The sequence below is a fragment of the Streptomyces sp. NPDC104581 genome, assembly GCF_055583685.1.
In genome coordinates this window covers 172,835-186,129 of the sequence record NZ_JBVJNN010000006.1, presented here as the reverse complement: position 1 = coordinate 186,129, position 13,295 = coordinate 172,835, and the positions used below count along the sequence as shown (strand labels likewise).

Below are 13,295 nucleotides of genomic sequence, written 5' to 3'. Positions count from 1 at the left end.
GAGCGGGTGGCCCGGCACCGCGACGGGCCGGGCCCCTCGGTCCCCCGGCACCGGGGGTCCGTCAGAACTCGCTGATCTGCTCGGCCACCTTGATCCCGACGTGCCGTCCGGGCTCGGTGACATGGCCAAGGAGCTTGGTGCCCGGCACCACGTCGGTGAGGTTGAGCGGTTTGCCCTCGGCGCTCATCACCCGCACGTGCCAGTCGTCCTGGAGGAAGACGTTGACCTTGACGTCCCCGTACGTGGCCTCGATGAGCCGCAGCGGACGGAGTTCGACCTTCACCCGGCCGACCACGACCTCGCGGAACGTGCCGTCCGCCGAGACGGCGTGCGAACGCTCCCCGGCGGCGAGGTCGGTGATGTACGCGGTGGTGTCCGCCCCGAAGACATAGCTGTGCACGGCACCGGCGTTCACGCGGAACGGGCGGAGGTTCATGTACGGCAGGTAGTGCACCTCCGCGCAGACCAGGATGCCGCCGGAGGACGTCGAGCCGACGATCATGCCCTCGTCCTCGCCGAACAGCGTGGCCGTGTCGACACAGCCCCGGTACCCCATGCCGATCGGTTCCGCGCGTACGACCTCCAGCGGCACGAGGTCCTTGCGGACCTGCCGGCGCAGCCGCAGCGCCTCGCCCACCCGGTCGATGTCGGCGAGCTGGTCACCGCGGACGACCAGGCCGGCGGGCCCGCTCTCCAGCACACCGGCGACGCTCGCCGTCTCGGCCGAGCTGAGCAGTTCCTTCAGCACCCGGGTCCTGCCGTCCTGGGCGCGGGCCAGCAGCAGCTCCAGCGGGATGTTGGTCTCGTCGATGAAGGCCGCCACCAGCACATCGGCCCTGCCGCAGAGATCTGCCGCCGTGTTCATGGTCTCGCCGTCGACGATCTCGCAGCGCACACCGACCGGCCGGCCACCGGCGAGGGCCCGTACGGTGTCGAGCTGCGCCGGTGTCTCCACCAGGAGGACGCCCACCCGCTGGTCGTCCAGTGCGGCGGGGGCGTTGTCCGCGTCCACCAGGGCGGCCAGGGTGATCCGCTCCAGCGGTTCCCAGCCGTCGAGCTGGTCGGGGCGCAGCAGGACCGTCGTCGCGGCGGAGGACCGCGCGTGTGCGAGGGCCGCAGCCGTCGCGTCGGGGCCGAGTCCCGTGACGTCCGCCCAGAGTTCCTGTTCCGTGTCCACGTGCCATCCGTTTCTGAGAGGTTCCGAGGGTTGCGAGAGCGCTGACGGCTCCGGGGTGCGGGAGGGTGCCGCGGGTCGACGCGCGGCCGGCTCAGCCGGAGCCGTGCACGACGCCGCGGAGTTCGGCCGTGGCCCGCGCGGGGTCGGCGCTGCCGAAGACCCGGCGGCCGACGCAGAGACCGGCGATGCCCGAGCCGATCGCGTTCTTGGCGGAGTTGAGGAAGGCGTCCCACGAGCCGTCCGGGCCGCCGCCGGCGATCACCACGGGCACCGGCACCTGGCTGGCCAGATCGGTGAGGTACTGCTCGCCGGGGTGGGCCGCCTTGACGATGTCCGCGCCCAGTTCGGCCGCGATCCGCGAGGCGTGCAGCACGTCGGGGCCGATGTCCGCCGCCTCGGTCCTGATGTACGTCATCACCAGCAGCGGCATACCGAGCCGGTCGCAGGAGCGGGCGACGGCGCCGAGCCCCACGAGCGCGTCGCGGTCCTCCCGGTGGCCGCAGCCGAGGGTGATGTGCGCCGACACGGCGTCGGCGCCCATCGCGGCGGCGGTCTCCGGTTCGCAGACCGTGGCCTTGAGTTCGGACTGCGGGCTGAGCGCGGTGTTGCCCGACAGGTGCACGATCATCGCCGTGTCCCGCTGCACGGGCATCTCCCGGGCGGCCGATCCCCGGTGCGCGACGATGCCGTCGGCGCCACCGCTGACCACGGAGCGCATGACGGACCCCATGTTGGCCAGTCCGCCGGCGACACCCGTGGTCACCGAGTGGTCGAGCGCCACGAGCAGCGTTCTGCCGTCCTCCCCGATCAGCCGACGCAGCCGGCGTTCTTTTCCGTTCACCACTGTCACTGCCCTACCTCTCGCTCGCTGGTCTCCGGCACGACGCAGGGGCCGGCTCGGGCGCGGAAGGCGCCGGAGCCGGCCCCTGCGGGCGGCCGGTCGGTTCGGTTGCTACGGACAACTCACATACGGTCGGGCGCGGACACGCCCCGGCGTGCCGCGGTCACCGGCCGGGGCTGTTCGGCGTCCGGCGCGCCGTCGTACTCCTTCAGGCCGAACCTGGCGTGCACGCGCCGCAACGGGGCGGGCGCCCACCAGGTGGCGCGCCCGCCGAGCCGCATCAGCGCGGGCAGCAGCAGTCCCCGGATCAGGGTCGCGTCCATCAGGACGGCCAGCGGCAGGCCGATGCCGTACGCCTTGGACAGCGTGATGTCCGAGACGGCGAAGGCGAGGAACACCACGGAGATCAGCACCGCCGCGGCGGTGACGATCCGTCCGATGCGCTCCAGGCCGCGGGCGACCGCCGCGTTCCCGTCCCCGGTGATCTCGTACTCCTCCCTGATCCTGGCCAGCAGGAAGATCTGGTAGTCCATGGCCAGGCCGAAGGAGAGCGCGAAGAGCATCACGGGCACCGTCGCCGCGATGTCCCCCGTGACGGTGAATCCACCGAGCAGACCCGCGAGATGACCGTCCTGGAAGATCCACACCAGCGCCCCGAAGGTCGCTGTCAGGCTGAGCGCGCTGAGCAGTACGGCGATGAAGGGCACCAGCACACTGCCCGTCACCAGGAACAGCAGCACCAGCATCGCGAGCACCACCGACACCAGTGCGTACGGCAGCCAGTGGATCATCGAGTCGGTCGCGTCCTCGTTGACGGCGGCCGTACCGCCGACCAGGGTTCCCGCCGGCGCCGGGGCGTCGCGGATCTCCCGGACCAGCCCAGCGGTCAGGTCCGCGTCGGCCGACGCGGGTGTGACGGAGAGGAAGACCGAGCCGTCGCCGCGGAACCGCTGATGGGCCTCGGTCGCGGACGACGCCCGTACGCCGTCCGCGTAGCTCCCGGTGGCCGTGTCCACCCGCGCCACGTCCGGCATCCGCGAGAGTTCGCCGGCGTACGAGGCGATCTCGCCGTTCCCCCGGGCGCCCGGGACGACGACCTGGAGCGCGCTCTGCTCGCTGGTGTCGAACTCGGCGCGGATCTCCGTGACCACCTGCCGGGCCATGGACGACTCGGGCAGGGTGCGCTCGTCCGGCATCCCGAGGTTGATGCCGAGGAACGGCGCGCCGAGCAGCAGCAGGAAGGCCGTCACGAGGGTCGCGACCGGCAGCGGCCTGCGCATCACGACGGTGGCCAGGCGATGCCAGAAGCCGTTCTCCAACTCCGCCGTCGCCGGCCGCTCGCGGCGCCGGAACACCCGCCCCTTCTCGATCCGGGGGCCGAGCGCCACCAGCAGGGCCGGCAGCAGGGTGACCGAGGCGAGGGCGGCCAGCAGGGCGGTCGCCACGCCCGCGTACGCCATGGACCGCACGGCGGGCAGCGGGAACCAGGCCAGGCCCGCGAGGGCCACCGCCACCGTGACCGCCGAGAAGACGACCGTGCGCCCGGCGGAGCGCAGCGTGCCGCGGACGGCCTCGCCCTCGCCGTGTCCGGCGCGCAGTTGCTCGCGGTAGCGGTTGACGATCAGCAGGCTGTAGTCGATGGCGAGGCCCAGCCCCAGCAGGGTGATCACACTGACCGAGAGCGAGGACAGCGAGGTCAGACTCGCCAGGATCCACATGAAGCCCATGCACAGCAGCACCGTCACCAGCGCGATCACCAGCGGCAGCGCCGCGGCGACCAGGCTGCCGAAGACGAACACGAGCAGGACGAGCGTCACCGGGAAGGCGATCATCTCGCCCTTCGTGGCGTCCTTCTGGCCCTGGTCGATGATCTCGTGCTGGAGCGGCGCGTAGCCGCCGACCTTGACCTCCAGTCCGTCGTGCGTGCCCTGGTAGCGCGGCAGCAACTCCTTGACCCGCGCCTCCACTTCCGTCTCGTCGCCGGTGATGGTGGCCAGGATCAGGGCCTTGTCGCCCCCGGCACCGCGCAGTTGGGGGGCGCGGTCGCCGCCCCAGTAGCCGATGACGTCGGCCACCCCCGGTTCACCGGCCAGTTCGGCGCCGAGCGAGGCACCGGCGGCGCTCGCCGCCGGTTCGTCCACACCGCCGGGCGCGGTGACCAGCAGCGTCAGATTCGACTGCGCGTGGCCGAAGTCCGCTCTGAGCGCCGAGGCCGCGCGGCCGGATTCCGCGCGGGGGTCGTCGAAGCCCCCGGCGGTGAGTTTGGTGAAGAGCGTCGAGCCCGCCGCGCCTCCCAGTACGGCGAGCAGCAGGGCGACGACGACCACCGCCCGGCGCCTGCGCAGGGCGAGCCCCGCTACGGTTTCCAGCATTCTCGGTTCTCATTCCTCGTAGACTCGACGGGTGTTTCGGCATGCGCCAGGCATACGAGGCGTCAGGAGTCCGGGGTGTGAGCCGACCGGACACAATGTGTCCGGCGTCACAGTGCTTCTCGATCCGGACAGGAGGCGACGGCGGTGCAGAACGCCGGCCCCCACTCCCCCGCCACCGGCCCGGACACGCTCGCCCCCGGCGCGCTCGACGCGGCGACCGAGGTGTTCGCCACCCATCGCGATCTGCTCTTCTCGCTGGTCCACAATCTGCTCGGCAGCGTCGCCGACACCGAGGACGCCTTGCAGGAGACCTGGCTGGCCTGGGTATCGGCCCGGCACTCCGGCATCGCCAACTCCCGTGCGTATCTGGTCCGTATCGCGGTGAACCAGGCGCTGGCACGGCTGCGGCGCGCCCGCCGCGAGCACGCCGTCGACCCGGGCCCCTGGCTGCCGCAGCCACTGCTCACCGGCCCGGCCGGCGCCGAGGACGGCGCGCTCCGGGCGGAGTCGGTGTCGCTGGCGCTGACGGTGGTGCTTCAGACCCTGACACCGCTGGAGCGCGCCGTGTTCGTCCTGCGGGAGGTGTTCGGCTACGACCACGGCGAGATCGCCGGCCTGCTGGGCCGCACCTCGGCCGCCGTCCGCCAGACCGCCCACCGGGCCCGGTCCGGTGTCCGTTCCCGCAGGCCCCGAGGCGAACCCGGCCCGGAGTTGCGCCGGGCCGTCACCGAGCGCTTTCTGTCGGCGGCGCTCGGCGGTGACCTCGGGGCCCTGATGGACGTACTCGCCCCGGACGTGGCGATGTGGACGGACGGTGACGGCACGCCGGGCATCGCGCGGCGCGTCGTGGAGGGCCGGGACCGGGTCGTACGTCTCGTACGGGCCAAGGCCCCCGGCCTGACCTCCGGTCTGACGGTCCGTTATGTGAACACGAGCCGCGAACCGGCGGCGCTGCTGTTCGCCGGGGACCGGCTGCACACCGTGGTCGTACTCGAACTGACCCGGGCGGGGGACCGGGTGAGCCGGATCCACGGGGTCGTCGATCCCGGGAGGCTCACCCGTACCGGCTGAGGCGTGCCGGGGTCAGACCGCGACCGGCTTCTCGTCCGGCGCGCTCACCGCGGGCCGGTTGAGCGCGGCGGGCGACTGGCCTTCCCGCTTGATCTGGCGGTACAGCATCCGCGCGTAGGCGGTGTCCAGGATGATCACGGTCGCGCCGAGCACCGGGATCATCAGGCTCTCCGGGTACAGCGAGACCGACATCAGCACTCCGAGCGCCGAGCCGATGCCCTTGCAGCCCGCGATGTACATCGACTGGCCGGCCGAGGACTTGCGGCGCCGCAGCATGGAGATGAAGGCCATGCTCATCACACAGTTGACGCCGAGGCCCGCGTAGGCGCCGTAGTAGTCGTTGATCTCCAGTTCCGCGGCGGGTATGAAGAGCACCGCGAAGAGGAAGGCGCCGCCGAAGAACCGTTTGAACTCCTTCGGGGTGAGTGCCGGGTAGTCCTTGAGGCCGAACTTCAGGACCTGCATGACGATGTAGATGTCGAGCAGGAACCAGGCGAAGTTGAACGGCCGCTGCCAGCCGGCGTGCGGAACGATGAAGGTGTCGTTGAACTCCCAGGCGATGTTGAAGGCGACCGCCACCGCCGGGATGCCGACCCGGCGGTCGAGCCGGGCGCGCTGGATCGCGAACATGTACGCCGCGAGCCAGAAGCCGCCGACGACGAGCACGAGTCCCACGTAATACCAGTCGGGGAGGTCACGCGCCTCCTCCAGCCGGATCCGTCCCTCGTCGCCGAACAAAGGGGATGGCCACCACACTGTCAGTCTCCTTACCTGGTACGGGGGTTCAGCGTTCGGTCGGTTCCGTCACGTCCACTGGCCGGTGCCCTTGCCCCGCTTCTCACCCAGCAGCTGTTCGCGCAACTGGGTGCGGCGGACCTTCCAGGTGGCCGTCCGGGGCACGTCCTGCCACGGGACGAGGCGCGGCTCGCCGAGTTCGGGCAGGCCGGCCGTCGCCCGCCGCCACTCCTCGGGGTCGATCCGGTTGTCGCGCATGCAGAGGACGGGAACGGGCGGCCCGTCGGGCACGCTGAGCACGACCACTTCCTGGGCCCGCTCCAGACGGTCGAGCAGGGTGCTCTCGGCCTCGATGCAGCTCATGCCGGGGATCATGTCCACCTCGCGGTCGACGAGCCTGATCCGGCCGAACCGGGTGCGTTCGCCGAGGTCTCCGGTGTTCCACCAGGCGCCCTCGGTCTTCATCCGGTGCCGGTCGCTCTCCCCCAGGTAGTCCAGACAGCGGGTCCGGGTGTTGACCATCAGCAGTCCCGGCTCGCCCCTGGGCAGCCGGCGCCCGGTCTCCGGGTCGACGATCCTGACCCGCACCAGGGTGGGCCAGCCCAGGTTGGTCACGTCGTGGCGGGTGGTGCCCGCCCTGCGCATGGTGCCGCGGGTGAATATGTTCGCCGAGATACCGGCGATCTCGGACTGGCCGAGCCCCCAGGCCCACACCGGGAACCGGGCCCGTGAGACGGCGAGGAACTTGCGCACCGTACGCGGATGCACGGCGTCGAACGTGCTGATGAACCGGTGCACCTGGGAGAAGAGTCCGGGCCGGTCGTCCGCCAGCTCCTCCCACCGCTGGTAGATGTTGGGCATCGCCTCCAGCGATGTGGGACGGTGCTCCGCCAGCACCCGGGCGACCGATTCGAGGCCGGGGTCGGAGATCACCACCATGGCCCGGGGCGCCAGCGCGAACTGCGACTTCGTCCAGGACAGCCCCCGCATGTGGCAGAAGGAGATGGCACTGGCGACCACGTCGCCGCGGCCCGAGGTGAGCAGCGGTATCGGGGAGGACTCCAGCCGGTAGGGCAGCGCCCCGAGGGCGGTGAACGGTGAGTGCACGACCAGCTTGGGTACACCGGTCGTTCCCGAGGTGTGCGTGACGATCATGGGCTCGTGGTCGCCCCGTACCCGTACCGGCGCGTCGGCCGCGCCGCTCAGGTCGCCGAAGGCCACCGCGCCGGGCGGCAGTCCGTCCGCCGGCTCACCGATCGCCACCTGCCGTACGCCGGGGCCGGCCAGGGAGATCCCGGCCTCGGCCGCCCTCGTCAGCACGCCCGCGCCGGCGAGCAGCACCGTCGGATCGGCCCTCCCGATCATGGTGCGGATGGCGTCGACGTCCTGGATGGGCGCCATCATCACGGGGAGCGCGCCGATCCGTGCCGCGCCGGCCGCGATCAGGACCATGTCGAAGTGGTTGTCCTTGACGACGGCGAGCCGGTCTCCGTGGCGCAGCCCGGCCGCGTGGAGCCGGTTCGAGACCTCCCTGACCTGTTCCGCGAGCGCTTCGGCTCCGTATGTGGTGCCGCCGTCGGGGGCGATGTCGAAGGGCCGGTCGAGATGGACGACCGTCCGGTTCCTCTTCCGGGCGTGCCAGTCGAAGACGAGGCCGATGTTGATGGGTGGACGTGTGCGCAGGGCCATACTCCGGGACCTCTTCAACTACGGGTGGACGAAGGCGGCGTGGCCGTGCAACGGGCCGACTCGGTGGGCGCGCCGGGGCATGGGAAAACCCCCGGACCGGCGTCCTGTCGGACGGGCTGCGGTACGGGGGTCGGCTGTTCTCGGGCGCGACGAACGTGCAGAAAGAGTGACACCTGTCCCCGGTCCGGGCCAAGGCGAATCAGGTGTGACGTGGGTCACTCAATGGGCCGGGGCGGGTACGGGCGGAAGAACGGCGCCGCCCACCGGGGTCCGGCGGGCGGCGCGTCGGGGCGGCGGCTCCTACTTCAGGTGCGCGCGGACCTCGGTGGCCGCCTCGTCGCCGTACGCCTTGGTGAAGCGGTCCATGAAGTTGTTCCGGCGCAGCGTGTACTCCTGGGTGCCGAGCGTCTCGATGACCAGGGTCGCGACCATGCAGCCGACCTGCGCGGCCCGCTCCAGGCCGACGCCCCACGAGAGACCGGACAGGAAGCCGGCGCGGAAGGCGTCACCGACACCCGTCGGGTCGACCTTGGCCGTCTCCTCAGCGCAGCCGACCTCGATCGGGTCGCCGCCCGCGCGCTCGATCCGGACACCGCGGGAGCCGAGCGTGGTGACCCGGTGGCCGACCCGGTCGAGGATCTCGGCCTCGCTCCAGCCGGTCTTGGACTCGATGAGCCCCTTCTCGTACTCGTTGGAGAACAGATACGTGGCCCCGTCGAGCAGCAGTCTGATCTCCTCGCCCTCCATCCGCGCGATCTGCTGCGAGAAGTCCGCGGCGAACGGGATGGACCTGCTGCGGCACTCCTCGGTGTGACGGAGCATCGCCTCGGGGTCGTCGGCGCCGATGAGCACCAGATCGAGGCCGCCGACCCGGTCGGCCACCGACTTCAGCTCGATCTGCCGGGCCTCGCTCATGGCGCCGGTGTAGAAGGAGCCGATCTGGTTGTGGTCGGCGTCCGTCGTACAGACGAAGCGTGCGGTGTGCAGGACTTCGGAGACCCGGACGGACGCGGTGTCGACACCGTGCCGGTCGAGCCAGGCGCGGTACTCGTCGAAGTCGGGGCCGACCGCGCCGACGAGGATCGGCGCGGTGCCGAGCTGGCCCATGCCGAAGCAGATGTTGGCGCCGACGCCGCCTCTGCGTACGTCGAGGGTGTCTACGAGGAAGGAAAGCGAGACCGTGTGCAGCTGGTCCCCGACCAACTGGTCGGCGAAGCGACCGGGGAAGGTCATGAGGTGGTCAGTGGCGATGGAGCCGGTGACTGCGATTCTCACGGCGTGACTGCTCCTGTGGAGGAGAACAATGGACAGTTCACGCTATCTGGTCGGCACTCTTACATCGATGGAGCAGAACTACCCGATAGTAGGGCTTTTCTCTCAACCGCTCCGTACTTACGGTGCGTACATGAGGAACCACACCGTCCCGCGCGAGCGCGTCGCACACGAATCCGACACCAGCCTGGCCGAACTGCGCGGTGACTGCGCGCGGATGGCGCCGCTCTGGGTGCGGCCGGCCGCCGCCGCTCCGGCCCCCGTCCCCCCGTCGCTGATCCACGGCGTCACGGTACCGCCCGCCTCGGCCAGGCTGATCGACGCGATGGCCGAGTACGGGGACTAGGGCCTGATCCAAACGACAGACCCCAACCCAACCCCCGAGGGAACCGAGCGCTCGCGGCGGCCGTCCCACCGGTGTCCCGGCCCGGCGGGGCGACCCGGTCGAAGGAGCAGACGGTGACGCGTACGGAACGACCTCATCAGAGCGGCGAGAACGGCGGCGAACGGGCCGGACGGCGGCGTTCCCCCTTGGCCGTCGTGTCGGTGGCGGCGGCGGCCGTCCTGCTCGCCGGCGGTGGCGGCGTCTACTTCGCCACCACGTCGTCGGACGGCGGTGGCGGCAAGTCCGCCGCGGGTGGCGCGGGAGACCTCGATCCGCCGCCGCTGGCACTCGGCACGGAGGCGGGCGGCGAGGGGGGCACCGGCCCCGGCCTCGGCATCGCGCCCGGTGAGCCGAGCCCGTACGGAGTCGAGTACCGCGCCTCGGGCACGCTGCCCGAGGGGCCCGATTCGGCCGCCGTGCACCGCCCGGAGGGATCCGTCGCCGCGGCCGACGTGGCGCGTCTCGCCGAGGTGCTGGGGGTGCCCGGCGTGCCCGAGCGCTCCGGTACGACCTGGCAGGTCGGTGGCCACGAGGACGGTTCGGGGCCGCTGCTCACCGTCGACGAGAAAGCGCCGGGCGACTGGACGTTCGGCCGCTTCGGGCCCGCGCCCGGCGGTGACAACTGCCTCAAGGCCAAGGAGTGCCCGAGCGGCGAAGGCGGCGGGAGCAACCCCGTCGTGCCCGGTGACGGGGCGGGCCCGGTGAGCGAGGGGGCCGCGAAGAAGGCCGCGGCGCCGGTGCTCAAGGCGCTGGGCCAGCAGGACGCGGCACTCGACGCGGGCCAGCTGATGGGCGCCGTACGGGTGGTGAACGCCGCCCCGGTGATCGGCGGGCTGCCGACGTACGGCTGGTCCACCGGTATCCAGATCGGCGCGGACGGCCAAGTGGTGGCCGGCAGCGGGAAGTTGAAGGAGCCTGCGAAGGGCCCCGAGTATCCGGTGATGGGCGCCGCCGAGGCGCTGGAGCTGCTGAACGGGGCGGCGGGCAAGCGGGGCACGAGCGGCATCGGCGGTTGCGCGTCCGCGGTGCCGCATCAGGACGGCCGCGAGCCGGCGGCGCCGTGCGAGCAGGACGGCAAGAGCGCGAAACCCACGCGGGTGGCCGTGGACGAGGCCGTTTTCGGGCTGGCATCCCGTCAGGTGGACGGGCGGGCCGCGCTCGTACCGTCGTGGTGGTTCGAGGTGGCGGGCGCCGGGGAGGGACCCGCGTCGTACGTCACCCGGACGGCGGTCCCCGCCGAGTATCTGGCCCCGGACGGCGGGAGCGACGGCGGCCCGGGCACGGGCGGCGGCGATGTCGGCGCGGTCCCGCAGGAGAGCGGGGCGCCGGAGCCCCCGATCGAGACGTACAGCGCCGACGGGAGGACGCTGAGCGTGCGCTTCACGGGCGGTGTGTGCGGCGAGTACTCGCTGCGGGCGGACGAGAGCGGGTCGGCGGTGAAGGTGAGGGTGGTCGACTCCGCCCCGCCGGGCGGTGTGTGCATCGCGATGGCCAAGGCGTTCACCGAGAAGGTGACGCTGGACCGGCCGCTCGGGGACCGGAAGGTCGTGGACACGGTCACCGGGGACGCCGTTCCGCTCCGGAAGTAGCCGGGCACGCCGGGAAGCGTCCGGCGGCCACGGAGAGATCAGGCACGCGAAAGGCGGCGGCCCTCCAGTGGAGGGCCGCCGCCTTTCACCGTCCCGTTACGGGGCGGACGACTCGGGCCGCCGGACGGCGGTCAGTTGAAGGAGTCGCCGCAGGCGCAGGAACCGGAGGCGTTGGGGTTGTCGATCGTGAAGCCCTGCTTCTCGATCGTGTCGACGAAGTCGATGGAGGCGCCGCCCAGATACGGGGCGCTCATCCGGTCGGTGACGACCTTGACGCCGTCGAAGTCCTTCACGACGTCGCCGTCGAGCGAACGCTCGTCGAAGAACAGCTGGTAACGGAGACCGGAACAGCCGCCGGGCTGGACCGCGACGCGCAGCGCGAGGTCGTCCCTGCCTTCCTGGTCGAGCAGGGCCTTGACCTTGCCCGCGGCGGCGTCGGACAGGAGGATGCCGTCGCTCACGGTGGTGGTCTCGTCCGATACGGACATCTGCTTCTCTCCCGGGGTGGGGCCTCCCCGCCGAGGCAGGGGAAGAACGGACTCATTGCCGACAGCTACAACCGCCGAGGCCGCGGAATCATTCCGGGCCCGCCGCTCGCCTGGTCTGTCGCTCTTCTTCTCATGCTCGCACACCCGGCTCCGGAGCGGCACCGACCGCTGCTCCCGGGAATGCGTCACATCGACGTTATCGACATCGTCAAAGTGACATGAAGCGGTTATGATAGATAGCGTCAATTAGACGAAAAGGCTCCTCCGCAGAGAAGAAAGGGTGCGTGACGTGACCACGGCCCAAGCCCGTCAGGATCTCGATGTACAGCCGACGCCCCTCGCACTGCTCCTGCTCGGCCGCGAGGCCGACACCCGCAGCGAGCGCGGCGTGGAGTGCCCCGGTGACCTGCCGTCGCCGTCCGACCCGGATCTGGTCGGACGCGCCCGCGCGGCGAAGGAGAAGCTCGGGGAGAAGGTCTTCATCCTCGGCCACCACTACCAGCGCGACGAGGTCATCCAGTTCGCCGACGTGACCGGTGACTCGTTCAAGCTCGCCAAGGACGCCGCCGCGCGCCCGGAGGCCGAGTACATCGTCTTCTGCGGTGTCCACTTCATGGCCGAGTCGGCGGACATCCTGACCGCCGACGACCAGAAGGTCGTCCTGCCGGACCTGGCCGCCGGCTGTTCCATGGCGGACATGGCGACGGCCGAACAGGTGGCCGAGTGCTGGGACGTGCTGACCGAGGCCGGCATAGCCGAGCGGGTCGTCCCCGTCTCGTACATGAACTCCTCCGCCGACATCAAGGCGTTCACCGGCAAGCACGGCGGCACCATCTGCACCTCGTCCAACGCCGAACGCGCCCTCGACTGGGCCTTCGAGCAGGGCGACAAGGTCCTCTTCCTGCCCGACCAGCACCTGGGGCGCAACACGGCCGTACGGGACCTCGGGCTGTCGCTGGAGGACTGCGTCCTCTACAACCCGCACAAGCCGAACGGCGGCCTGACGGCCGAGGAGCTGCGGAACGCGAAGATGATCCTGTGGCGCGGGCACTGCTCCGTGCACGGCCGTTTCTCGCTGGACTCGGTCAACGAGGTCCGCGAGCGCGTCCCCGGCGTGAATGTGCTGGTGCACCCGGAGTGCAAGCACGAGGTGGTCTCGGCGGCCGACTACGTGGGCTCGACGGAGTACATCATCAGGACGCTGGAGGAGGCGCCCGCCGGTTCGAAGTGGGCGATCGGCACCGAGCTGAATCTCGTGCGGCGGCTGGCGAACCGATTCGCCGCCGACGACAAGGAGATCGTCTTCCTCGACAGGACGGTCTGCTTCTGCTCGACGATGAACCGCATCGACCTGCCGCACCTGGTGTGGGCGCTCGAATCGCTCGTCGAGGGCAAGGACATCAACCGGATCCAGGTCGAGAAGGAGACGGCCGACTTCGCGCAGCTCGCGCTGGAACGGATGCTGGCGCTGCCGTAGGACGGGTCCGCGAAGTCCCGCCCGGTCCACCCTGACCGCGTGGCCCGCCCGGTCCGCCCGGTCCATCCGCCGGAACGACGAAGGGGCGCCCGCCATTGGCGGGCGCCCCTCCACCCCCCCCCCCAGACAAGGGGTCGGCGCCGGGGGTGCGGTGTTGAACGGCTCCGGGGACGGGGCGTCGGGGGGAGGTATGCCGCCG

11 protein-coding genes are annotated in these 13,295 nt (G+C 71.3%); 4 read left to right on the top strand and 7 right to left on the bottom strand.

Annotated elements, in window-relative coordinates; genetic code table 11:
• Positions 1 to 61 precede the first annotated feature (61 nt).
• The 3 genes from ACZ61E_RS07975 to ACZ61E_RS07965 form a co-directional block, all read right to left on the bottom strand.
• Positions 62 to 1,177, bottom strand: coding sequence for a 3-dehydroquinate synthase II domain-containing protein (locus ACZ61E_RS07975; RefSeq protein ID WP_469698552.1), 1,116 nt, complete (start codon positions 1,175 to 1,177; stop codon positions 62 to 64).
• 91 nt (positions 1,178 to 1,268) lie between these two features.
• The gene (locus ACZ61E_RS07970; protein WP_469698550.1) at positions 1,269 to 2,027 is read right to left on the bottom strand and encodes a class I fructose-bisphosphate aldolase; all 759 of its coding nucleotides are present in this window, start codon (positions 2,025 to 2,027) and stop codon (positions 1,269 to 1,271) included.
• Positions 2,028 to 2,140: 113 nt separating this feature from the next.
• Entirely contained in the window at positions 2,141 to 4,390 is a 2,250-nt protein-coding gene (locus ACZ61E_RS07965) for an MMPL family transporter (protein ID WP_469698548.1), read from the bottom strand.
• Between the two features lie 144 nt (positions 4,391 to 4,534).
• On the opposite strand from ACZ61E_RS07965, the gene ACZ61E_RS07960 reads away from it, so the two are divergent.
• On the top strand, positions 4,535 to 5,461 hold the full coding sequence (locus tag ACZ61E_RS07960) for a sigma-70 family RNA polymerase sigma factor (protein WP_469698546.1): 927 nt from the start codon (positions 4,535 to 4,537) through the stop codon (positions 5,459 to 5,461).
• Positions 5,462 to 5,473: 12 nt separating this feature from the next.
• Here the strand turns inward: ACZ61E_RS07960 and ACZ61E_RS07955 are convergent, their stop codons facing one another.
• The 3 genes from ACZ61E_RS07955 to ACZ61E_RS07945 all read right to left on the bottom strand — a co-directional run bounded on the left by ACZ61E_RS07955 (position 5,474) and on the right by ACZ61E_RS07945 (position 9,160).
• On the bottom strand, positions 5,474 to 6,199 hold the full coding sequence (locus tag ACZ61E_RS07955; protein ID WP_469698544.1) for a transmembrane-type terpene cyclase: 726 nt from the start codon (positions 6,197 to 6,199) through the stop codon (positions 5,474 to 5,476).
• A gap of 66 nt (positions 6,200 to 6,265) precedes the next feature.
• Positions 6,266 to 7,885: an AMP-binding protein gene (locus tag ACZ61E_RS07950; protein ID WP_469698543.1), complete on the bottom strand. Its 1,620-nt coding sequence runs from the start codon at positions 7,883 to 7,885 to the stop codon at positions 6,266 to 6,268.
• 300 nt (positions 7,886 to 8,185) lie between these two features.
• Complete coding sequence (locus tag ACZ61E_RS07945; RefSeq protein ID WP_469698541.1) at positions 8,186 to 9,160, bottom strand: carbohydrate kinase family protein; 975 nt, start codon at positions 9,158 to 9,160, stop codon at positions 8,186 to 8,188.
• A gap of 130 nt (positions 9,161 to 9,290) precedes the next feature.
• Here ACZ61E_RS07945 and ACZ61E_RS07940 point away from each other — a divergent pair, with 130 nt between their 5' ends.
• Positions 9,291 to 9,503 carry a hypothetical protein gene (locus tag ACZ61E_RS07940; RefSeq protein WP_469698539.1) on the top strand — a complete coding sequence of 71 codons (213 nt, stop codon included), beginning with the start codon at positions 9,291 to 9,293 and terminating at the stop codon, positions 9,501 to 9,503.
• 113 nt (positions 9,504 to 9,616) lie between these two features.
• Positions 9,617 to 11,131: a hypothetical protein gene (locus tag ACZ61E_RS07935; RefSeq protein ID WP_469698537.1), complete on the top strand. Its 1,515-nt coding sequence runs from the start codon at positions 9,617 to 9,619 to the stop codon at positions 11,129 to 11,131.
• A 131-nt stretch (positions 11,132 to 11,262) separates the two neighbouring features.
• Here the strand turns inward: ACZ61E_RS07935 and ACZ61E_RS07930 are convergent, their stop codons facing one another.
• Entirely contained in the window at positions 11,263 to 11,619 is a 357-nt protein-coding gene (locus ACZ61E_RS07930; RefSeq protein WP_078077727.1) for a HesB/IscA family protein, read from the bottom strand.
• Between the two features lie 289 nt (positions 11,620 to 11,908).
• On the opposite strand from ACZ61E_RS07930, the gene nadA reads away from it, so the two are divergent.
• Positions 11,909 to 13,096 carry a quinolinate synthase NadA gene (gene nadA / locus ACZ61E_RS07925; protein ID WP_469698535.1) on the top strand — a complete coding sequence of 396 codons (1,188 nt, stop codon included), beginning with the start codon at positions 11,909 to 11,911 and terminating at the stop codon, positions 13,094 to 13,096.
• The last annotated feature ends 199 nt before the right edge of the window (positions 13,097 to 13,295 follow it).